General features: G+C 65.1%; 18 protein-coding genes and 1 pseudogene. 6 read left to right on the forward strand and 13 right to left on the reverse strand.

Features of this window, described 5'->3' with window-relative positions; translation table 11 throughout:
* Positions 1-18: 18 nt before the first annotated feature.
* Together HDG32_RS00495 and HDG32_RS00500 are read right to left on the reverse strand one after the other, a co-directional pair.
* Complete coding sequence (locus tag HDG32_RS00495; RefSeq protein WP_260335478.1) at positions 19-423, reverse strand: hypothetical protein; 405 nt, start codon at positions 421-423, stop codon at positions 19-21.
* Positions 404-871: a hypothetical protein gene (locus HDG32_RS00500; RefSeq protein ID WP_184062375.1), complete on the reverse strand. Its 468-nt coding sequence runs from the start codon at positions 869-871 to the stop codon at positions 404-406. Before HDG32_RS00500 ends, HDG32_RS00495 begins: the two co-directional genes overlap by 20 nt.
* A gap of 97 nt (positions 872-968) precedes the next feature.
* Here HDG32_RS00500 and HDG32_RS00505 point away from each other — a divergent pair, with 97 nt between their 5' ends.
* Complete coding sequence (locus tag HDG32_RS00505) at positions 969-2006, forward strand: GlxA family transcriptional regulator (protein WP_184062377.1); 1038 nt, start codon at positions 969-971, stop codon at positions 2004-2006.
* A 258-nt stretch (positions 2007-2264) separates the two neighbouring features.
* On the forward strand, positions 2265-3617 hold the full coding sequence (locus HDG32_RS00510) for an epoxide hydrolase family protein (protein ID WP_184062379.1): 1353 nt from the start codon (positions 2265-2267) through the stop codon (positions 3615-3617).
* A gap of 95 nt (positions 3618-3712) precedes the next feature.
* On the opposite strand, the pseudogene HDG32_RS00515 reads toward HDG32_RS00510, so the two are convergent.
* Positions 3713-3949 (reverse strand): annotated as a pseudogene (locus tag HDG32_RS00515) (SDR family NAD(P)-dependent oxidoreductase); the annotation flags it as partial.
* A 99-nt stretch (positions 3950-4048) separates the two neighbouring features.
* Positions 4049-4801, reverse strand: coding sequence for an SDR family oxidoreductase (locus HDG32_RS00520; protein ID WP_184062382.1), 753 nt, complete (start codon positions 4799-4801; stop codon positions 4049-4051).
* Positions 4802-4991: 190 nt separating this feature from the next.
* Here HDG32_RS00520 and HDG32_RS00525 point away from each other — a divergent pair, with 190 nt between their 5' ends.
* From HDG32_RS00525 to HDG32_RS00535, 3 genes are all read left to right on the forward strand, one after another.
* The gene (locus HDG32_RS00525) at positions 4992-6518 is read left to right on the forward strand and encodes a PLP-dependent aminotransferase family protein (RefSeq protein WP_184063331.1); all 1527 of its coding nucleotides are present in this window, start codon (positions 4992-4994) and stop codon (positions 6516-6518) included.
* 128 nt (positions 6519-6646) lie between these two features.
* Positions 6647-8383: an FAD-dependent oxidoreductase gene (locus HDG32_RS00530; RefSeq protein ID WP_184062384.1), complete on the forward strand. Its 1737-nt coding sequence runs from the start codon at positions 6647-6649 to the stop codon at positions 8381-8383.
* 21 nt (positions 8384-8404) lie between these two features.
* Entirely contained in the window at positions 8405-8599 is a 195-nt protein-coding gene (locus HDG32_RS00535; protein WP_090809820.1) for a hypothetical protein, read from the forward strand.
* 108 nt (positions 8600-8707) lie between these two features.
* Here the strand turns inward: HDG32_RS00535 and HDG32_RS00540 are convergent, their stop codons facing one another.
* The 3 genes from HDG32_RS00540 to HDG32_RS00550 all read right to left on the reverse strand — a co-directional run bounded on the left by HDG32_RS00540 (position 8708) and on the right by HDG32_RS00550 (position 11855).
* A complete protein-coding gene (locus tag HDG32_RS00540; protein WP_184062386.1) occupies positions 8708-9691 on the reverse strand; it encodes a 2-dehydropantoate 2-reductase in 984 nt (327 codons plus the stop codon).
* 71 nt (positions 9692-9762) lie between these two features.
* The gene (locus HDG32_RS00545) at positions 9763-10557 is read right to left on the reverse strand and encodes a class II aldolase/adducin family protein (RefSeq protein ID WP_184062388.1); all 795 of its coding nucleotides are present in this window, start codon (positions 10555-10557) and stop codon (positions 9763-9765) included.
* A 98-nt stretch (positions 10558-10655) separates the two neighbouring features.
* Positions 10656-11855 carry an amino acid aminotransferase gene (locus tag HDG32_RS00550; RefSeq protein ID WP_184062389.1) on the reverse strand — a complete coding sequence of 400 codons (1200 nt, stop codon included), beginning with the start codon at positions 11853-11855 and terminating at the stop codon, positions 10656-10658.
* A gap of 191 nt (positions 11856-12046) precedes the next feature.
* Between HDG32_RS00550 and HDG32_RS00555 the strand changes: the two genes are divergently transcribed.
* Positions 12047-12988, forward strand: coding sequence for a LysR family transcriptional regulator (locus HDG32_RS00555; RefSeq protein WP_184062391.1), 942 nt, complete (start codon positions 12047-12049; stop codon positions 12986-12988).
* A 69-nt stretch (positions 12989-13057) separates the two neighbouring features.
* Here HDG32_RS00555 and HDG32_RS00560 read toward each other — a convergent pair whose 3' ends face one another.
* The 6 genes from HDG32_RS00560 to katE all read right to left on the reverse strand — a co-directional run bounded on the left by HDG32_RS00560 (position 13058) and on the right by katE (position 22615).
* Complete coding sequence (locus HDG32_RS00560) at positions 13058-13882, reverse strand: helix-turn-helix transcriptional regulator (RefSeq protein WP_184062393.1); 825 nt, start codon at positions 13880-13882, stop codon at positions 13058-13060.
* Between the two features lie 103 nt (positions 13883-13985).
* The gene (locus HDG32_RS00565) at positions 13986-15113 is read right to left on the reverse strand and encodes a hybrid sensor histidine kinase/response regulator (RefSeq protein ID WP_184062395.1); all 1128 of its coding nucleotides are present in this window, start codon (positions 15111-15113) and stop codon (positions 13986-13988) included.
* A gap of 9 nt (positions 15114-15122) precedes the next feature.
* Positions 15123-15767: a chemotaxis protein CheB gene (locus HDG32_RS00570; protein ID WP_184062397.1), complete on the reverse strand. Its 645-nt coding sequence runs from the start codon at positions 15765-15767 to the stop codon at positions 15123-15125.
* 10 nt (positions 15768-15777) lie between these two features.
* Entirely contained in the window at positions 15778-16623 is an 846-nt protein-coding gene (locus HDG32_RS00575; RefSeq protein ID WP_184062399.1) for a protein-glutamate O-methyltransferase CheR, read from the reverse strand.
* 34 nt (positions 16624-16657) lie between these two features.
* Positions 16658-20233 (reverse strand): response regulator, encoded by a 3576-nt coding sequence (locus HDG32_RS00580; RefSeq protein ID WP_184063333.1) that lies wholly within the window; start codon positions 20231-20233, stop codon positions 16658-16660.
* Positions 20234-20494: 261 nt separating this feature from the next.
* On the reverse strand, positions 20495-22615 hold the full coding sequence (gene katE, locus HDG32_RS00585; RefSeq protein ID WP_184062401.1) for a catalase HPII: 2121 nt from the start codon (positions 22613-22615) through the stop codon (positions 20495-20497).
* Positions 22616-22659 lie beyond the last annotated feature (44 nt).

Here is a 22659-nt window from a genome sequence, read left to right on the forward strand (position 1 = left end):
CGCCAGGTAAATTGCACTTCATTGCTGGGGGGAAGGCGAATTCAAAAGCTTACTCAACGGCTTCAGTGGGCCAATTGGGAGCAGTGAGAATGTCATCAAGTGCGCTTTCCCTAAAGGAAGGGCCTCAAGCATTTCATGCGCTTGACTTACGTCGGTAACGTTCAGGATGAACGCCACCCCAGCCCGGTCTTGCAGTGAATACCACTGATCAATCTTGCCCTCGAGGTAGAGCTGCGCCGTCTCGCGAGCCTCGCTCGGAAGGAAGTGTTGGACAAGTTGCATGTCCGTGCCCGGCGGAAAGGTGCCAATCGCCAATATCTTCGTGGTTGGCGTGGTTGGCATCTGAGCGGTATGCGCCATGGAAACTCCAGCAGAAGCGACCAGCACGGAGGCTGTTGTCAAATCAGGAAGAAGCCGTTTCATCATTCGGCTCCGAACAGCGGCTGAACATATTCAGCGCCGCTGCTTCCGGTCCCGTCAGATAGCAATCGCGGAAGCGCTCTTCGACGCACTCCCCCATCAGTTTCGAAAACAGCAGCATCGCATTGAGTGGGCGATGATTGATGACCACGGACTCCGTCTCGCCTTGCCCGTTCATATGCGCGACGACCACCGTCTCGATCGGCACCCCCTGGATCTGCGAGCGATAGGATTCCATATATAAACCGTCGCCAATCGTGCCCTTGTAGCTGTGATGCTGGAATTCGTACAGCGAGACCGCGTGTTTGATCACGGAGAGAATATCGGCTCGTCCTTCGATCGGACGCTTCAGCACGGAGGCTTCGAGCGTCGCGTTTTCAGCGAGGCTCGTTAGCCAGAGCGGCGGAGCGCCAGCGGATGCCATGACGGGGGCTGTGTCGTTGAATTTCATGCTGGGCGCTCCGGATTGGATGTGGCCATGATCGGGGTTTACTGGTGCGGCCAGAAGTGGCAGCATCGCCATTATTCAGGGAATTTCAGACACGCAAATGGCCATCATCCGCATCTGGGTCTATGACGGAATCCTCGCGTCCGGCGTCGCGGGCCCTGTTGACGTCTTCAGCGCGGCCAATCAGTTCCATACGCGCAAGGCTGGAGCGGGCACGACATCCGCGCCCGTGTTCGTATGGCGGGTGGAATCACTCGACGGACATCCCGTCACGGCTGCGTCGGGTCAGACCGTTCACGTCGACGGAAAGATCGACCCGCGCAAACGGGCGGATGCCGTTCTGCTGACGGCACCGTTTTTCTCGAACATCGACGAGTTCATAGGGCGCCGCGAGCAGTTGAACGAGCTGTCTTCCGCGCTGCGGCGCCAACGCAAGGCCGGCGCCGTGCTGGCGGCTTATTGCACGGCCAATTATCTGCTCGCCGAAGCCGGCCTGCTGGATGGCCGCGCCGCAACGACGCACTGGGCGAGAGCGTCGGACTTCGGGCGCCGCTATCCGCGTGTCGAAGTTCGCGCACAGGAACTGCTGATCGAGCAGGACGGCATCATCTCTGGCGGGTCCGTGACGTCGTATCTGAATCTCGCCGTACGGCTCGTGGAAACATTCGCCGGCGAAAAACTCGCCGCGATGACCGCGAAGGCGCTGCTGATCGACATGAACCGGACTTCGCAGGCTTCCTTTGCAACGCTTCTCGACGAACATGGGCATACCGACACGCTCGTCGCGCGCGCCCAGCAGCAGATGGAGGCTACGTTGCAGCAGGGATTCCGTTTGAGCGATCTGGCAGCGTCGCTTGCTGTCAGCGAACGCACGCTCAATCGCCGTTTTAAGGAAGCGGTCGGGCTGGCACCGTTGACGTATCTGCAAAATCTGCGCATCGAGGTCGCAAAACGCTTGCTGGAAACGCGGCCAATTGGGCTAGAGGCGGTGAGTCAACGTGTCGGTTATGGCGATAGCAGCACATTTCGGCAATTGTTCAAGCGCAAGACCGGATTGTCCCCGAGCGAATATCAAATGCGGTTTTCGCGGGGCGCGGCGAAGAATATGGAAGCCGAATCAGCCAGCAAAACCGGCTGAGGCCTCGCCACATCACGCCACCGTCCTCGTCTCCGCCCTGCCTCTCTCCCCGCATCTTCCCTTTGTAACCCAACGTATTTGCAAATAAGATCGGGATACGCAAGCTTACAAATAACCAGCTTTTGGACACGGACGGGATACGTTCATCCTCTCAAATACGCCGATCGCGAGCGGAACGCCGCGCCGCACTTCGTGAAGCTGCACGTCGCAGACTTCGCCCGCAACGCAACAGGCTGATCAACGCAGGAGATGTTTTCCATGTCAAAAGACACGCCCCAATCCTCATCGCGCCGACACTTCGTCGGTATGGCCGCCGCGGCGCTCGCCGCGGGCTCGCTGAGCCGACTCGCCTTCGCAGATACGAACCCGGCAGTCGGCAAAATCACGGAACCCGCGAACGGCGACAAGTCCGCGATTCGCCCGTTCCACGTTCACGTTCCCGACTCGCAGCTCGTCGACATGCGGCATCGCATCAAGACCACGCGCTGGCCGGATCGTGAGACGGTTGCGGACGAATCGCAGGGTATTCAGCTCGCCACCATTCAGGGGCTCGCGCAATACTGGGCGACCGGCTACGACTGGCGCAAATGCGAGGCGCGGCTGAACTCGTATCCGCAGTTCGTCACCGAGATCGACGGACTCGATATCCATTTCCTCCATGTGCGCTCGAAGCACGACAACGCGATGCCGTTGATCGTGACGCACGGCTGGCCCGGCTCGGTGATCGAGCAGTTCAAGATCATCGACCCGCTCGTCGATCCTACTGCGTATGGCGTGCCGGCTTCGGATGCCTTTCATCTCGTGATTCCATCATTGCCTGGTTATGGCTTTTCGGCGCGACCTGCCACCACGGGCTGGGGTCCGGAGCGCACCGCCCGCGCCTGGGTCACGTTGATGAAGCGGCTCGGCTATGAGCGCTTCGCATCACAGGGCGGCGATCTCGGCGGCATCGTGACGAACGTCATGGCCAAACAGGCGCCGCCCGAACTGATGGGCATCCACGTGAACTTCCCTGCTTCCGTTCCCGCAGAAATTCTGAAGTCGCTGGCCGCGGGCGACGCGATGCCTGCCGGCTTATCGGACGAGGAGCAGCACGCCTATGTACAGTTGAGCGCCAACTTCAAGAAGAAGCGCGGCTACGCGTTCGAAATGGGTACACGCCCGCAGACGCTGTACGGCCTCGCCGACTCGCCCGTCGCGCTGGCGTCGTGGCTGCTCGACCACGGCGATGGCTACGGGCAGCCTGCTGCGGCATTGAGCGCGGCCGTGCTCGGACATCCCGTCAACGGTCATTCGGCAGGCGCGCTAACCCGCGATGACGTACTCGACGACATCACACTCTATTGGCTCACCAATACGGGGGTTTCGGCGGCGCGCTTCTATTGGGAATCGCACGCGAACTTCTTCCTCGCGGCCGACGTCAATGTGCCTGCCGCCGTGAGCGCGTTTCCGGGAGAAAATTACCAGGCGCCGCAGAGCTGGACCGAAAAGGCCTATCACAACCTGATTTACTTCAACAAGCCCGAAACGGGCGGGCACTTCGCGGCATGGGAAGAACCGATGATCTTCGCGAATGAAGTGCGCACGGGATTAAGGCCTTTGCGCGCCTGAAGTGCGAAGGTGCAAGGCACGATCCCGGGACCTCGCGAATGCTGTATTCGCTATCGGGATACGAAAGGGCACCCGCTCACGGTGCCCGGGGAAGGCTAGCGACCGGCGCTCTGCCCGCCGTCGACGTGCAGAATTGCTCCCGTGATGAACGGTGCCGAATCAAGGAAGAGAATCGCGTCGGCGATATCGCTCATCTCGCCCATGCGCCCCAGCGGATGAAAGGCGCCCAGCGCCTCATGTGTTTCCGGCGCGTGCATCGGCGACTTGATGATCCCCGGTGCGACCGCATTCACGCGAATCCCTTTCCTCGCGTACTCGATCGCCAGGGCCTCTTCACGCTAATAACGGGCTTGCGCTGGCCGCCAGAAGGGCCGAGCGCAATATCAAGCAAAACGCGGACATGCTGATTCTGCTTTCGCATCGACCTGACATCACCCCTTTTCAGTTTGCGCCAGCCACTCGTCCAGGCTCACGCGGCCGATCCGCGCGTCGCCGAGCGGTACGAGCGACTGTTCCTCGACGCGGCCGCCGTAATAGCGCGCACCCTGATCCGTCACAACAGGGCGCGGGTCGCCGACAGACTTCAGATAACGTCTGATGATGGCGGCAAACGGTTCACGGTCCGGGCCCGCGATATCGACTGTGCCGTTCAGTGGCGTGGCGAGAGCGACCTGCGCGAGGATCGCTGCGACGTCGTCCGCGGCTATCGGCTGGAACAGTCCGTCCCCAACGCGCACCGTCCCGCCTTCTGTGCCGGAATCAGCAATCGCGCCGATGAATTCCATGAACTGGGTCGCGCGCACGATCGTATAGGGCACGCCCGCCGCTTCAATCGCCTCTTCCTGCGCGACCTTGGCAACGAAATACGCATTTTCCGGCGTGCGGTCGCAGCCGACGATGGAAAGCGCGACGTGATGGCGTACCCCTGCAGCCACTTCGGCTTTGCCGAGGTTGCGCGTCGAGGTGCGGAAAAAGTCGAGCACCGCCTGAGGCTCCCAGGAAGGCGCGTTCGCCACATCCACTACGACGTCCGCGCCCGCTAGCGCGTTGCTCAGACCTTCCCCCGTCACGGCGTTCACACCGGTACGCGGCGACGCAGCAAGTGCCTCATGACCCGCCTCGCCGAGCAGCGTGACGAGGCGCGAGCCGATCAGGCCGGAACCACCGATTACGACGATCTTCATGGCACATTCTCCGGATCAGAGTCAGTTGACACGGGCAGGCGACTGGCGGCCGTTGCATCGCGGCAAAGAACTCGCCGCCGTCGCATCGTGTGAGGCTATTGTGAGAAGATCATGAACTATCGAAAAGTGCCAAGAATTGTCGATCGGACCAGGACATCCTGATTCCGGTCTGCTTGCCGGCAAGACCGTGATGACCGTATCGCCTACCGCATTCACCGTCGATATCGATCGGCAGCTCCAGTTGCCGATCTACCTGCAGATCTGCGCGCGCTTCAGAACCGCGATCGCCGCAGGGCATCTGCGTCCAGGCGATCGCGTGCCCGCGCTGCGCAGCCTCGCTACGCAACTGAACACGGCGCGCGGCACGGTTGAACTGGCGTATACGGTCCTCGTCGACGAAGGCTACCTCCAGATGCGCGGTGCGGCTGGCACGTTCGTGTCGCCCTCGCTGCCCGCTTCAGTGACGCGCTCGCGTACGCAAAGCACAAAGAGTTCGAACGGCACGCAGAGCGTTAAAGCGGCTACCGCAGCTCAGACGCCAGGCGAATCGCACGGCGCTCAACCGGCGCCGCGCCAGCTTGCCATTGCCGCCGCCATGAGCGGCGAGCCCCGGCCGTTGCAACCCGGGCTGCCCGCGCTTGACGCGTTTCCGCTCAAGGTTTGGAATCGTCTCGTTTCGCATCGCGCGCGCAGCGGCGAGCGCGCGATGCTCGCGTACCCGGATCCTGTCGGCTACCGGCCGCTTCGCGAACACATCGCCACGTACCTTGGGCTGTCGCGCGGGGTGACCTGCCTGCCGGACCAGGTGTTCGTGACGGGCGGCTACCGTGCGACGCTCGAGCTCGTGTTGCGCAGCCTCGCCCGCCCGAACGACAGCGTGTGGTACGAAGATCCGGGCTATCTGCTCGCGCGCGGTTTTCTCGCCGAAACCGGCGTGCAGCTCGTCGCAGTGCCGGTGGACAAAGATGGGATCGACGTCGAACACGGCACACGGCTGGATCCGCAGGCGCGCTTCGCGCTGGTCACGCCGTCGCACCAGAGCCCGCTCGGGCACACGTTATCGCTCCCCCGACGCATGGCGTTGCTGGACTGGGCAGAGCAAGCGTCCAGCTGGATCGTCGAAGACGATTACGACAGCGAGTTCCGCTATCTGGGCCGGCCATTGCCGGCATTGAAGAGCCTCGATCGTCGCGATCACGTGATCTACTGCGGCACATTCAGCAAGGTGATGTTTCCCGGCTTGCGGCTCGCGTATGCGGTGGTGCCGGAGCGGGCCGTCGAGCGCGTCGGGCGGGTGGCGCGCAGCATGAACGCCGGATCGCCAACCCTGTTGCAGGCCGCTTTGGCCGACTTCATCGAGCGGGGGCATTTTGCGCGACATCTGAAGCGCATGCGTGCGTTATACGCCGAGCGGCGCGTGCTGATCGTGCGCGCGTTGGAGCAGGCGTTCGGCGAACGGCTGATCGTCGAACTGCCGCCAGGGGGAATCCAGTTCGCGGCACAGTTCGTCGAGGGCCCTGATGGCCCGGTCGACGACGTCGCGGTTGCGGCGCGCGCCCGCGACGCGGGGCTCGCCGTTCTGCCGCTCTCGGTCTGGTACGCGAATGCTCGCACGCGTAGCACGCCGCGTGGCGTTGTGATGGGCTTCGCAAACATCGCCGATGCAGGTGAAGCGGGCCACCTCGCGCGGAGCTTGCGCGCCTGTCTGGACGGCTAACGAGCGGCGAAGGTCCAGGTCTCTACCACTCATCACGCTCGCGCGCGGCGTTGTACCCAAAATGAGGACAGCCGCGCGCGAACGCCGACGCATACTGCACCGATAACGCAAGCAAACTGGAGACACGCATGACCCGCCCGTTCAAGCCCTATCCGTTCGCCCCGCGCCGCTATCCGGCCGTGGTGCCGCCGCTCATCGACGGACGCGATCCACAAGCGCGCGCCGTCGCGATCGTCGGCGGCGGTCCGGTCGGCATGACGCTCGCGCTTGCGCTCGCGCGCCAGGGCGTGCGCTCGGTGCTGATCGAGGCGGACGACAGCGTGTGCACCGGCAGCCGCGCGATCTGCATCTCGCGACGCAGCCTCGAAATCTTCAAGCGGCTCGGCGTCGTCGACGGTTTTCTGCAAAAGGGGCTGGCGTGGACCGGCGGGCGCAGTTTCTATCGCGACACCGAGGTGTTCCGCTTCGCGATGCATCAGGACGACGAGCAGTCGCTGCCGCCGATGATCAATATCGCGCAGTATCAGATCGAGCAGTTGCTGCTCGACGAGATCGAACGGCACGCCGATCTGATCGACGTGCGCTGGCAAACGCGTGTGACGGGCCTCGAGCAACGGCCGCAGGGCGGCGCGACCTTGACCTTGCGCAGCGCCGATCCTGCCGATCCGCAAGGCAAAAGCTGGCAGATGGACGCTGCGTGGGTCGTCGCCTGCGACGGCGGACGCAGCACGATCCGCGACCTGCTCGGGCTGAAGCTCACAGGCACGACCTACGAAGGCCGCTACGTGATCGTCGATATCGAACTCGACAGCACGCGCGCGACCGAACGGCTCGCGTACTTCGATCCGCCGTCGAATCCGGGCTCGACGGTGCTCGTGCACAAGCAGCCTGACAACGTGTGGCGCATCGACTATCAGTTACGCGACGACGAAGACCCCGACGCCGCCGTGCTGCCCGAGAACGTTATACCGCGCGTGCAAAACTTGCTCGACTCGATGGGCGAAGCCGGCGCTTGGTCGCCGATCTGGATCACGATCTACAAGGCCAATGCGCTGACGCTCGAACGCTATCGGCATGGCAGCGTGCTATTCGCGGGCGACGCCGCGCATCTGGTGCCGATCTTCGGCGTGCGCGGCGCGAACTCCGGCATCGACGACGCCGACAATCTCGGCTGGAAGCTCGGCTGCGTGATCAATGGGAGCGCGTCGCCAGCGCTGCTCGATAGCTATAGCGACGAACGTGTGTACGCGGCGCGCGAGAACCTGAGCTACGGCATGAAAAGTACCGAGTTCATGGCGCCGCCGACCTTCGCGTTCGACTTGCTGCGCACGGCCGTGCTCGGGCTCGCCGAGCGGCATGCGGCGGTGCGGCCGCTGATCAATCCGCGCCAGACGCATGCGATCGCGTATCGGCAATCGCCGCTGAACTTCGCAGGCGACGGAGCCGATGCGTTCGATCGCGGCCCCGCGCCGGGTACCGTGCTGCCCGAGGGCAGGCTGCTCAAACAATCGCAAGATGGCGCACGGCTCGGCATTCATCTAACCGATCTGCTCGGACCGTGCTTCACGGCGCTGCGCTTCGACGCAGACCACGCGAACGATGGTGACGCGTGGCGGCAACTGCAAAGCACGCTAGCCAGCCGGGACATTCCGTTCAACGTGATCGACATCGTCACGGCCGAAGCGCAATCGGCAAACAGCCCGCGAGCGATCGACCCAACCGGCCGCCTGCACGAGATGCTCGGCGCACGGCCCGGCACCGTCTATCTGATCCGCCCCGACGGCCACGTGCTCGCGCGCTGGCGCAACGGCAGCGCGGCGGCCGTTCTGCGCGCGCTCGATGCCACGCTGACACAGCAGAACTAACGCGCAAGGACCTTCGACATCATGACCGATTCCGATCTCGACCTCGTCTATACGACGCTGTGCAACACGCTGACCCACGAAGGCGAGGCGCAGGCGTCGCTGTATCTCGCGCGCCTCGCGCTCTTGTGCCTGACCGAACTCGACGACTCGCGGCGCGCGTTGTCGTTGATCGAAGCGGCGAAGCTGCCGGCTGCCGCCACGGCCTGGCGCGGGTAAAAGAAACCGCCTCCCTGGAGGCGGTTCGCTAGCGGCGGTAACGGCAATGCCGCAGCAGTGCGAGGGAATTACTGCCATCACAACAAAACGGGCGCTGGCAGACCGACCTCACTGCCTCGGATACAAGCCCAACGTACTCGCATGCAGCCGCGCGAGTCCGAGCAACGCATCCGTATAGGGCGTCGGCACGCGCGTCAGTTGCCCGAGTTCGCGCACCGCGCCGACCAGCGCATCGAGTTCGACCGCCTTGCCGGCCTGCACGTCCTGCAACATCGATGTCTTCATCGCGCCGAGTTTCAGCGTGACCGCGTGACGGTCGTCGGGCGCCTGGTCGATCGGGATGCCGAAGCGCGCGCCGATTTCCTTCGCCTCCAGCATGATGTGCGTAACGAAACCGCGCACGAGTTCGTCGCCGAGGATCCGGTCGGTCGTTGCGCCGGTGATCGCGCTGACCGGGTTCATCGTCATGTTGCCCCACAGCTTGAACCACACGTCGCGCTGGATCTGCGCCGAAGCCGTTGCATGGAAGCCCGCCGCCTGCAACAGCGCGGCGAGCAGCTCGACACGCTCGCTCGGCTTGCCCGACGCCTCGCCGACGATCAGCCCGTTGCCCTGGTGATGCCGGATCACGCCGGGCGCGTCGATCAGGCAACTGGCATGCACGACGCAGCCGACCGTCTGCGCGGCCGGGATCGCGGCGGTGATCGCGCCGTCGGGATCGATCGTCTTCAGGCGCTGGCCGGCGAGTTCGCCGCCCAGGCCGTCGCAGAACCACCACGGCACGCCGTTCATCGCCGTCAGCACGATCGTCTCGGGGCCGAGCAGCGGTTTGATATGCGCGGCCACGGTCGCCATCGCCGGGCCCTTCACCGCGATCACGACGAGTTCCTGCACGCCGAGATCGGCCGGCTTGTCGCTCGCCTTCACCTGCTCGGCGTAGATCACGCCGCCTTCAATCAGCCGCAAACCATGCTGGCGCGCCGCGTCGAGCGTCGCGCCGCGCGCGACCACGCTGACCCGATGCCCCGCCTGCGCGAGCTTCACTCCCATCCAGCCGCCGATCGAGCCGGCGCCGTAGATCGCTACTTTCATCGCCTGAATCCTTGCCTGTTGCTGTCATTATTGCAGCGTTGATTGTTGCGCTCTTTTACGCGTGGCTTCAATCACTGCCGGAAACTCGCATCGATCCGGTCGACCCGCCGCACCAGCGCATCGAACACGTCCTGTCCGGCGCCGTGGCGCGGATCGAACTGCAGCGCGTCGCGCGAGCAGCGAATCGCGACCTCCTCCGGCACCGGCCGAGCGCGGCCCATCGAGAACGTCGCCACCTGGACTTCGCACGCGCGATTCAGCGTCCACAGAATCGCGAAGGTCTGCGGCAATGTTCGGCCCCACGATAGCAGACCGTGGTTGCGCAGGATCACCGCCTGTCTGTCGCCGATATGCGCGAGCAGCCGCGGCCCCTCTTCCGCATGAATCGTGATGCCTTCAAAGTCGTGATACGCGATCCGGTCGTGCAACTGCGCGCTATAGAAGTTGGTCTGCTGCAGGCCCTCTTCGAGACAGGCGACCGCCACGCCCGCCGTCGTATGCGTATGCATCACACAGTGCGCGTCGGGCAAGCCCTCGTGAATCGCCGCATGCACCACGAAGCCAGCCGGATTCACCGGATGCGGCGAGCCGTCGAGCACGCGCCCCTGCGCGTCGATCTTCACCAGATTGCTCGCGGTCACTTCGCTGTAGTGCAGCCCGAACGGATTGATCAGGAACTGGCGCTCCGGGCCGCTGACGCTTTCGGGCACGCGCAGCGTGATGTGGTTGTAGATCATCTCGGTCCAACCGAGCAGATCGAAAATCCGGTAGCAGGCGGCGAGTTGCACGCGCGCCTGCCATTCGTCCGGATGCATCGCGGCAGACCTGGGCGGGCTCGCCGGTTGCGCTTCGAGGGTCGTGGCCATCGTCGGTGTCTCCAAAATTGTCGTTGTGACGGCGCGCCCGTGCGCGCCGCCCATCATATTCACGCGTGCCGCAACAGCGGCCCGAGCGCCGGAGCGCTTCAGGCGCCCGACACCACCGCCGCGATCGACGACGCGACATAGTCCGCGTTGCGCGCGTTCAGCCCGGCGACGCACATGCGGCCCGAGCGCAGCACGTACACCGCGTATTCGTTGCGCAGACGCTCGACCTGGCTTTCGGACAGGCCCGTATACGTGAACATGCCGCGCTGCGCGACATAGCGCGCGCGCATCACTTCATCGACGCGTCCGTCGAGCCCGGCGTGGATCACCTTGCGCATCGCCAGAATGCGCTCGCGCATCGCGCCGAGCTCGGCTTCCCACGACGCGCGCAGCGTCGCATCGGCGAGCACGTTGGCGACGAGGCGCGCGCCGTGCGTCGGCGGATTGCTGTAGTTCGCGCGCACCGCCGACATCAGCTGGCCCGCCACGCGCGCCGCTTCGTCGGCGCTCTTGCAGACCACGCTCAACGCGCCGACGCGCTCGCCGTAAAGCGAGAAATTCTTCGAGAACGAGTTCGCGACGATCAGCGGCACGTTCGCGTCGGCGAGCAGGCGCACCGGCGCGGCGTCTTCTTCGAGGCCCGCGCCGAAACCCTGGTAGGCCATGTCGACGAATGCGATCAGCTTGCGGCGCTGCAAAACCGGCACCAGTTCCGCCCATTGCGACGGGCTCAGATCGACGCCCGTCGGGTTATGGCAGCACGCGTGCAGCAGCACGATGCTCTTTTCCGGCAGCGCGTCGATCGCGGCGAGCATTTCGGCAAAGCGCAGGCCGCCCGTTTGCACGTCGTAGTACGGATAGGTGTTGACCGTGAGGCCCGCGCCTTCGAACACCACGCGATGGTTTTCCCAGCTCGGATCGCTGATCCACATTTGCGAGCCGGGGAAATAGCGCTTCAGGAAATCGGCGCCGACCTTCAGCGCGCCCGAGCCGCCGAGCGTTTGCAGCGTCGCGATCCGGCCTTCGGCGCGCGCCGCGCTGTGGGCGCCGAACACGAGCGCCTGCGCGGTGTCGCGATAGAGCGGCAGACCCGCCATCGGCAGATACGAGCGCGGGCCGATCGCGTCGAGCAGCGCGGTTTCGGCGCGGCGCACCGCGTCGATCACCGGCAGCTTGCCGGCGTCGTCGAAATAGATGCCGATGCTGAGATTGACCTTGTTCGGCCGGGGGTCCAGCTGAAAGTCTTCGTTCAGGCTCAGAATCGGGTCGCCCGGATAGGCGGGAATATGGTCGAACATGACGGGTCCTTGAAGACGGCCTCTGCAGGCCTGTTGTAGCGGTCGTCCGCGCGCCGCGGGACGACAGGGCAAACCTTGAGTCTAAGCGGGTTTGCCGGGCCAAGTCGACCCGCACGAGTGTCGGTCGTCGACGCGCCGCGCACAATCAATCGATTTTCATGATTCGTAAGTTTTTCTTTAGAATCGATCGTATGCCTCTTACCCGCGTCACGATCCGTCAATTCGAAGCGTTCCTCGCCATCGTCGATCTGCACAGCATCGGCGCGGCGGCGCAGCGGCTCGGGCTGACCTCGTCGGCGGTCAGCCAGCTGCTTGCCGAACTCGAAACGGAGCTCGGCTTCCGGCTGTTCGATCGCACCACGCGGCGCGTCGCGCTGTCCAGCGCGGGGCAGGACTTTCTGGCGGCGGCCGAATCGGTGCTGCGCCACGTGCGCGCAGCCGCCCAATCCGCCGACGATATCCGCAACCGCGCGGCCGGCATCGTGCGGGTCGGCGCGCCGCTCGTCATCGCGTCGACGGCGCTGCCCGCGGCGATCGCCGAATACGCGCGCGACAAACCGAAGGTGGTCGTGCGCGTCTGCGATACCGTGGTCGAGCAACTGGTGGAGCGCGTCGAGAGCGGCGACATCGATCTCGCGATCGGCCCGGATCGGCAAAGCGGGCCGCGCGTGCGCTCCGAGCCCGCGTTCGCGAGTCCGTGGGTCATGTGGTGCTCGGCCGCGCATCCGCTCGCCGCGCGCCGCCGCGTGCAGTGGCAGCATCTGCGCGACGTGCCGATCGTCGCGACCGGCCGCGACCACGAGCGCGCGGTCGACCAGATGCTCGCCAATCTGCCGGTCGAGGCGCGCATCATTGCCGTCGATGTCGTCGACAACGTGACCACCGCGTTCGGCCTCGCCGCGCAAGGGCTGGCGGTCACGCTCGCGCCAGCCTATGTCGCACCGCTCGCGCGGACCTTCGGGCTCGTGATGAAGCGCATGGTCGATCCTGAAACGATTCGCGAGGTGTGCGTGTATCGGTCGACCGAGCGTGCGCTGTCGCCATCGGCCGACGGCTTCGCGGATTTCGTGATGCCGTGGTTGAAGCGTTGGGATCGGGAGACGCAGGCCGAGGCGCGGGGTAAGCGGAGTTGAAGCGAAGTTGAAGCGGACTCGAAGCGCGATGCGACGCGCGCTGCGGCGCGAGTTTCGACAGATGTGCAGCTAGGGCTGCATACACAACGCGAACAGTTGCCGCTGATTAGAAATCCCGAGCCGCGCGTACGCGCGCTTCTGGTACGTGACGACGCTCGCCGGCTTCACGCCCATCTGCCCGGCGATCTCGGCCGCGCTCGCGCCATCGAGCGTGCCACGCAACACGTCGAGCTCGCGCGGCGTCAGCGTCGGACATGCGCGCCGCACGCGCGCGAGCATCGCCGCACCGGTGCCCTGCTGATGTTGCCCGTTCAGCGCGTATTGGCCCTTCGCCGCATGCGCGAACAGCGGCGCGACGCTTTCGATCCGCTCCAGTTCGCCCGGCGCGAACACGCCGTACGCGCGGTCGCGATACAGGTTGATCGACAGCCACACGCTATCCGCCGGCTGCACGAGCAACGACAGCCGGTCCGATACGTTCGGCTGCGCGTAGCAGGCCGCGCGGTACGCTTCGTTTTCGATTTCGTCGCCGCGCTGCTGATGCAGCACCAGCGCATCGCGCGAAGCGGTGCGCCGGCTGTGGTTCGATTGACCGATGATCGCGCGATTGCCGTCGAGCGCATAGAAATGCGCGGCGTAGCGTTCGGCGACGTCGCGCAGAAAGTGCCCGCCGCGATGGTCGGCCGCCGACACCGTACGGGGTCGCGCGTCGAACTCATACGCGAAGATCGTGCACTGCGAGACGGGCAGCGACAACGATTCGCAAACCGTCAGCAGAATGCTCGCGGCGAGCGCGTCGGCATCCGGATGGGAGATCGCCATGACGAGGTCGGTGGCGCGCGCGGTGCTGATCTGACCGCTGCGCTGCGGTGATGCGAGGCGCCAGGAACGCATGATGGGGATTCGTGCTTGCGCTGCGTGAATTGGGTTGCGGCAAGCGTAGCACAGCGGGCACGCGGCGCTGGCCTAGCGGCGTGATCGCCTGCCTGGCGATGCTTTATCGCCGGGTAAACGACCCCCGCTGCAACGCCACCGTCCTCGGCAATTCGATCGTAAAGGTCGTGCCGGACTCGTCCGTGGATACGACGCTGACGCCGCCGCCATGCATGCGCGCGATCTCCTGCACGATATGCAGACCGAGCCCGAGCCCTTCGCGCGAGCGCGCGCCGTTGCCGTTCGACACGAACGCCTTGAACAGATGCGGAAACACCTCTGCCGGAATCGTGCCGCGATTGGACACCTTCAGGCGCACGCAATCCTCGGCGTCGCCATCGACCTCCACGCCGATATCGCCCTCCGGCGCGCCATGATGGAGCGCGTTGCTGACGAGATTCGACACCGCCTGCCACACGAGATCGGTATCCCACGCGCCGGCCGTCTTGCCGGTGCAGGTGAACACGATCTGCTTGCCGCTCTTCTGCGATGCGAATTCGTCGATGACCGAGCGGCACAGCGTCGCGAGTTCGATCGAGCGCGGCTGCAACGGCAGACGTCCGCCTTGCAGGCGCGCGAGGTTCAGCAACTGATCGACCATCCGCGCCATGCGCAGGGAGCTATTCTTCACGCGCGCGGCGACGGTTGCGGCCTGCTCGTCGGCGGCCGTGCGCATCAGGTATTCCGCCGACGCCAGCACCGCGCCGAGCGGCGTGCGCAAATCGTGGCTGAGCACCGCCATCAGCATCTCGTTCGCTTCGAGCATCTGGCGCGTCGTCACCAGTTGCGCGGCGAGCTCGCGCTTCTGCTGCTCCAGCTGCACGAACACGTCGACCTTCGACTGCAGGATGCGCGGATCGAACGGCTTGTACAGGAAGTCGACCGCGCCCGCCTCATAGCCACGGAACGTGCGCGACGCGTCCTGCGCGGTCGCGCTCAGGAAGATGATCGGCACGTGCGACGTGCGCGGGCTGCCGCGCATCAGCGCGGCCAGCTCGAAGCCGTTCATGCCGGGCATATTGACGTCGAGAATCGCCAGCGCGACTTCGTGCTTGAGCAGCAGATCGAGCGCGGCGGTGCCGCAGTCGGCGACCAGCACCGCGACGTCGGGCCGCGCGAGCAAGGCTTCCAGCGCGGTGATGTTGTGGACGATGTCGTCGACGATCAGGATGTTCACAGGTGAGTTCGTCATGGCACCGGTTCAGAGAAAAGTCGGCAGCGCGGCAAGGCGCTTCGCCAGGGTTTCGGGATTGTAGATGGCGTCGGCCGCGCCGCGCTCGATCGCCGCGCGCGGCATCTCCGGTGCACCGGCGCTGCCGGGGTCCTGCACCCACGCGGCGCCGCCGAGCGCGCGCACGCATTCGAGCCCCTGCGCGCCGTCGTCGTTGGCGCCGGACAGCAGGATCGCAAGCAGCCGCTCGCCGTACACCGCGGCGGCCGATTCGAACAGCACGTCGATCGACGGCCGCGAGAAGCGCACCGCCGCGGCGGTCGACAGCGCGACCGTGCGGTCCACTTCGACGAGCATGTGATAACCGGGCGGCGCGACGTACACCCGGCCCGGCAGGATCAGCTCCCCCGCATCGGGTTCGAGCACCGGCAGCGCGCAGCGATGCGCGATCGCCGGCACCAGATAGCTCGGCGAATCGGGCGGCAGATGCGCGACGATCATCACGGCTGCCGCGAAGCGCGCGGGCAGCGCGGCGAGCAGTACCTTGAGCACCTCGATGCCGCCCGCCGACCCGCCGATCACGACCAGTTGATAGCCGCGCCGCGCGTGTGTCCGCGCGGCGGTGCCGGCGTCGGCGGCCTGGGTGGGCGGGGGTTCACTGGTCGAGCGTGGCATCGCGACCTCGCTAACGCTTCTGATAAATGCGTTCGGCCGCGCGAAACTCGTCGAACGCCGGGTAGTGATGTGAAAACCGCAGGGTTTCCTTGCTGCCCAGGCCGAGAAAGCCGCGCCGCACCAGTGCGTTCTCGAACAGCCCCAACGCGCGATCCTGCAAGCCGCGATCGAAATAGATCAGCACGTTGCGGCACGACACCAGATGCGCTTCGAGGAACACTTCGTCGGTGGACAGGCTGTGATCGGCGAACACCACGCGCTCTTTGAGCGAGCCGGCAAAGCGCGCGCCGCCATACGCTGCATGATAGTAGTCCGACAGCGAACGCGTGCCGCCCGCCGCCAGATAGTTCTGCGTGAAGCCCTGGATGCGTTCGAGCGCGTAGATGCCCGCCTCCGCGCGCGCGAGCGCGTCGGGGTTGATGTCGGTCGCGTAGAACAGCGTGCGCTCGGTGAGACCCTCCTCGTCGAACAGGATCTTCAGCGACCACAGCTCCTCGCCGGTGCTGCATCCGGCGACCCACACCTTGATCGACGGGTAGGTGCGCAAACGCGGCAGCACGTGCTCGCGCAGCGCGAGGAAATACGACGGATCGCGAAACATGTCGCTGACCTGCACGGTCAGGTAGCGGAACAGCCGCGAAAACTCGTAGCCGTCGCGCATGATGCGGTCCTGCAATTGCGACAGCGTCTCCACGTTGAATTCATCGAGCGCCTGCGCGAGGCGGCGGCGCAGCGACGACATCGCGTAGTGGCGAAAGTCGTGCTGATACTTCAGATAGATCGCCTCGAGCAGCAGCCGCAGCTCGATGTCGAAATCGCTGATGCGGTGCGGTGCCTCAGATGCGGACGGTTTCATCGCGTTGCTCGCTTCCGTGCTTACGCTCGCGCCGTCAGCGCTGCCGCAGCCACACGCGGCACAGCGCGACGAGCTTGTCGATGTCGATCGGTTTCGACACGTAGTCGTCGGCGCCCGCTTCGAGGCAGCGCGTGCGATCGTTCGCCATCGCCTTCGCGGTCAGCGCGATGATCGGCAGATGCGCGAAGCGCGGATTGCGGCGAACCTCGCCCATCGCGGTCAGGCCGTCCATCTCGGGCATCATGATGTCCATCAGCACCAGATGCACTTCCGGCCCGTTCTCCAGTTCGTCGAGCGCCTCGCGGCCGTTGCGCGCGATCAGCAGTTTCGCGCCGAGCGGCTCCAGCACGTGCGACAGCGCGAAGATGTTGCGCACGTCGTCTTCGGCGAGCAGGATCGTGCGGCCCTCGAACGCATTGTCGCGTTGCCGCACCGTGCGCAGCATGCGCTGCTGCTCCGGCGCGAGCGACGACTCGACGCTATGCAGAAACAGCGTGACTTCATCGAGCAGACGCTCCGGCGATTTCGCGCCCTTGATGATGATCGACTTCGAGTAGCGGCGCAGCCGGTGCTCCTCTTCGTCGGACAGCATGCGGCCCGTGTAGACGATCACCGGCAGCGATGCATGCGCGCTGTTCGCGGCGAGGCGTTCGAGCAGATCGTAGCCGGTGCCGTCCGGCAGCGCGAGATCGGTGACGACGCAGTCGAACGTCAGCGCCGACAGTTGCTCGAACGCCTCGGCAAGCGTCGCGACCGCGACGATCTCGGTGTTCTCGCTTTGCAGCAGCGCGCGGATGCTTTCGCGCATCGGCGCGTCGTCCTCGATCACCAGCACGCGCTTCAGGCGCTGTTGCAGCCGCGCTTCGAGGCGGCGGATCGCGGCCTCCATCGTCGAGCGCGCGGTCGGCTTCAGCGTGTAGCCGATCGCGCCGAGGTGCAGGGCCTTGTCGGCGTGATCGGTGGCCGACACGATATGGATCGGAATGTGGCGAGTCAGCGGATCGTTCTTCAGCCATTCGAGCACCGTGAGGCCCGAGCGGTCCGGCAGACCGACGTCGAGCAGCACGGCGGCCGGCCGCATGTCGCGCACCAGCGCGAGGCCGCTCGCGGCATCGCTCGCGTGCACGAAGTCGAAGTCGAGTTCGTGCACGAGATCGCGCAGAATCGCGGCGAACGGCGGATCGTCTTCGACCGCGACGATCAGACGGCCCGCGCGGGTGCGATGGTCGCGATCGTCGGCTATCGACGCGGCGGCGGGCTCGGCGCCGCCGGGCAGCAAGGCTTCGCGCGACGCGGTGGGGGGCGCCTGGCTTGCCAGACGATTCGCTGGCGAGATCACCGCAGCGGGTGCGGTGTCGAGCGGCGTGCGCAGCAACGGCGCTTGCGCCGTCGCCTGCGCGCCCATGCTTTCGTTCAGCGCGTTCAGCGTGGCGACGCTCGTCATCGCGCTGTCCGCGCTCACGCGCGCATCGAGCGGCAGCCACAGCGAAAACACGCTGCCCTTGCCGACTTCGCTCGCCACCGTGATGCGCCCGCCCAGCAGCCGCGAGAACTCGCGCGAAATCGACAGCCCGAGGCCGCTGCCCCCATATTGACGGCTCGTCGAGCCATCGGCCTGCTGGAACGCCTCGAAGATCATGTCGAGCTTGTCGGCCGGAATACCGATGCCCGAATCGCGCACGTCGAAGCGCAGCACGTTGTCCTCGACCCTGGCGACCTCGAGCGTGACCTCGCCGCGCTCGGTGAACTTCACCGCGTTCGACAGCAGGTTGCGCAGGATCTGCGTGAGCCGCTGGCCATCGGTGACGAACGTATCGGGCGTGCCCGGCAACGTGTCGAAGGCGAGACGCAAGTGCTTGGTCGCCGCGATCGGACGAACCATTTCTTCGAGCGATTGCAGCGTCGCCTCGATCGACACCGTTTCGTGCTCGACCGTCAATTGACCCGCCTCGACCTTCGACAGGTCGAGAATGTCGTTGATCAGCACGAGCAGATCGCTGTTCGACGCGTGGATCGTCTCCGCGTAGCGCACCTGCTCGTCGGTCAGATTGCCGCTGCGATTCTGCTGCAGCAGCTTCGCGAGAATCAGCGAGCTGTTCAGCGGCGTGCGCAATTCGTGCGACATGTTCGCGAGGAACTCGGACTTGTAGCGGCTCGACTGTTCGAGGCGCTCCGCATTGGCCGCCAGATCGTTCTGCACGCGCAGCAGATCCGATTTTTGCCGCTCCAGCCGCAGCGCGTATTCCTCGAGCCGCACGTTGGTCTGTTCGAGCTCGGCCTGCTGCGCTTCGAGGCGCCGTTGCGATTCCAGCAGCGCGCGGCCGCGTTCCTCGAGCCCTTCGTTGGAGACCCGCAACTCCTCCTGCTGGACCTGCAACTCCTCGTTCAGTTGCTGCGTCTCGGCGAGCGCATCCTGCAGGCGTTCGCGATACAGCGCCGCCTCGAGAAAATTGCCCATGCTGTGGCGGATCAGCTCCATGAACTCTTCGTCGCGCGGCGTCACCTCGCGCAGGAAGCCCATTTCGACGACGCCGTTGACCTGGCCGTCGTTGTCGATCGGCAGGATCAGCAGATTGCGCGGCGCGCCGCTGCCCGTCGCCGACACGACCCGCACGTAATCGGCCGGCACGTCGCGCAGCACCAGCGTGCGGCGCGAGCGCGCGGCCTGGCCGACCAGCGTTTCACCCTCCTCGAAACTCAGAGCGGCCGTCTGCTCGCTGTCACGGCCATAGCCGTACGCGGCGACGCGGCGCAGCGTGCCACTCTGCCTGTCGCGCACGTACAGCGCGGCGACGACCGCATCGAGATATTGGGCGAGAAACTCGAGCATCGCGCGGCCGACGAGCGGCGCGCTCGTCTGGCCGACGACCTTGTCCGCGAGCAGCCGCTGGCCCGAGCGCAACCAGACCTGCTGCTCGAGCAGCGCGGTCTGTTCGGCCCGACGGCGCAGCACGTCGTCATAGATCTCGGACAGGTCCAGCAGTTCGCGACGGCCTCGCCACGCGAGCAGGCCGCTGACGACGAGGCTGAACAGCAGAAACACGCCGACCAGCGTCGCCGTCACGTTGCGCGTCGCTTCGACGCGCTGCTGGCGCAAGCGCAATTCGACGTCGAGAAAATCGCCGAATTCGCGGCGCGTTTCGTCGAATTCGAGCTTGCCGCGCCCCGCTGCGATCGCGCTCTCATAGTCCTGGTTGCGGCGGCGCGCGTCGATGATCTGTTCGGCGAAGCGGCTCCAACGCTCCTGCAAGGCCTCGATCTGCTTGAGCCGCTCGATTTGCGGCGGGTTGTCGGCGACCTGCTGTTTCAACGCTTCGAGCTGTGCCTTGAATTTCGGGCCGCCGTTTTCATACGGTGCGAGGAAACTCTCGTTACCGGTGATCAGAAAGCCGCGCATCGACGATTCGCGAGCCACCGCGAGCCGCAGCATTTCGTTGGCGTCGCCGATCACGCGCTCGGAGTGCTCGGCCCAGTTCATCGTCGACACGAGATACGCGATCAAGCCGACGAACAGCGCCATCGTGACGAGGCCGACGCCCAAAGGCAGCCCGATATTGCGACGAAGGATGCGGCGGAAACGGAGTTGATCGACGGCCTGCGATGCGGTCATTTTTTCTGTAAGTGGCATGGCGAATCGGGTCGATGCAGAATATTTTTCGGGTCTGCGCACGGTGTTGAGTGCCGCGATGCGACCGCTGTCATCATACAAGGACGACCCGCACGCGCGCGACGCCGAATGCAAAACCAACCTGGCCGGCTAACACCGGCCAGATTCCTGCATCGACGCGCATCGACGCGCCGCGTTTCAGCTACGCTCAGCACCGTTCAGCGGCTCACGCGGCAGCGCATCAGCGCAACCGGCTCGGCCCGCTCAGGCCGGCACCGATTCCGCCTGCGCCGCGCGCGACCACACGCGATGCTGTCCGGCGGCCTTGATGAACGCCTTCAACACGTCGGCGGACTGCGAGTCCTCGCCGGTCGCGACGCCGTCCGACTGCGCAGGCAACTGCGCGGCCGCGAGCAGGTCGCGCCCCGCGCCGAGCGCCGCGATCGCCTTCAGATGCTTGAACGCTTCGAGCACGAAGTGCCGCGCATCGCCCGATTGCGACAATGCCTTCGCCCCCTTCTCGCCGCCGACGACGATCACCGCGTCGAATATCACCGATGGCAGCCCGGCGATCGTCGCGTCGGGCGCGAGGCCATCGATCCCGGCGAGCGTCGGCGCGATCAGCATCGGCGTTGCGCCTTCACCCGTGAGCGCCTGCTGCAACTGTTTGATCGCCGCGCCATCGGAGCCGGGTGCGGCGAGCAGCGCGATCTTGCGGGTCTCGATGCCGGGCTTCACGCGATTGAGCAGACTCAACGCCGGCGACGTCTTCGGCCCGACGAGTTTCGCCGTGCCCTGTTTCGGCGCCGGCAAGCCGAGTCCTTCGGCGACCTTCGCGGCGAGATCGGCGTCGAAGTTCGCGAGAATCTCGTTGACCTGACGCGCGCGAATCTCGGGCTTCGTCACCTTGCCGAGCTCGAACTGATAGGCCGCCGCGATATGGTCTTTTTCCGGCTGCGACATGCTGTTGTAGAACAACGCGGCCTGCGAGAAATGATCGGCGAACGAGTCGCTGCGCACGCGAATCTTCGTGCCCTCGACGCGTTCCTGATAGCTGTCGAAGCCGCCATCTTCAGCGGCCGGATCGGTTTCCTTCGGCCAGCCGTCGTTCAGCGAGTTCGGCTCGTACGACGCCTGGCCGACATGGATCGCCTGCCGATGCATCGCATCGCGCTGATTGTTGACGGATGGACAGACCGGCCGGTTGATCGGAATCTCGTGAAAGTTCGGGCCACCGAGGCGGCTGATCTGAGTGTCCGTGTACGAGAACAAACGCCCCTGCAGCAACGGATCGTTGGTGAAATCGATGCCCGGCACGATATGCCCCGGATGGAACGCGGCCTGTTCGGTCTCGGCGAAGAAGTTGTCAGGATTGCGATTGAGCGTCATCTTGCCGATGATTTTCACCGGCACCAGCTCTTCCGGAATCAGCTTGGTCGGATCGAGCAGGTCGAAATCGAACTTGTGCTCGTCGGCTTCCTCGACGATCTGCACCCCCAGTTCGTACTCCGGATAATCGCCCCGCTCGATCGCTTCCCATAGGTCGCGGCGGTGAAAGTCCGGGTCCTTGCCCGCGAGCTTCTGCGCTTCGTCCCACAGCAGCGAATACGAGCCGAGCACGGGACGCCAGTGGAACTTGACGAAACGAGCTTTGCCCTGCGCATTGACGAAGCGGAACGTGTGAACGCCGAAGCCTTCCATCGTCCGTAAGCTGCGCGGAATCGCGCGGTCCGACATCGTCCACAGCACCATGTGCGCCGATTCGGGCACGAGCGAGACGAAGTCCCAGAACGTGTCGTGCGCGGACCCGCCGGTCGGCATTTCGTTCGGTGCTTCCGGTTTCACCGCATGCACGAAGTCAGGAAACTTGATCGCGTCCTGGATGAAGAACACCGGCATGTTGTTGCCGACCAGATCGAAATTGCCTTCCTGCGTGTAGAACTTCGTCGCGAAGCCGCGCACGTCGCGCACGGTGTCGGCAGAGCCGCGCGGACCTTGCACGGTCGAGAAACGCACATAGACCGGCGTTTCGGCGGCCGGGTCCTGCAAAAACGCGGCCTTGGTGTACTCGCGCATCGATTCGTAGACCTTGAAGACACCATGCGCGGCCGAGCCACGCGCATGCACGATCCGTTCGGGAATGCGCTCGTGGTCGAAGTGCGTGATCTTTTCACGCATGATGAAATCTTCCAGCAGCGATGGACCGCGCGGTCCCGCACGCAACGTGTTCTGGTTGTCGGCGATCTTGACGCCCTGATTGGTCCTCAGGGCCTCGCCTTGCGGCTTCACGCGATTGCGTTCGAGATCGTTCGATTTCGCGTCGTTCGACTGCGCTGCCCCGTTTGCCTGGGCCGCGGCCTTCTGGGTATTCGCTTTACCTGCCATGGGGATCGACTCCTTGTGTTCGGGCGCGCGGCGACGGAGGCGTC

Origin of the sequence: Paraburkholderia sp. CI2 (genome assembly GCF_014201055.1) — a bacterium.
GTDB lineage: Bacteria > Pseudomonadota > Gammaproteobacteria > Burkholderiales > Burkholderiaceae > Paraburkholderia > Paraburkholderia tuberum.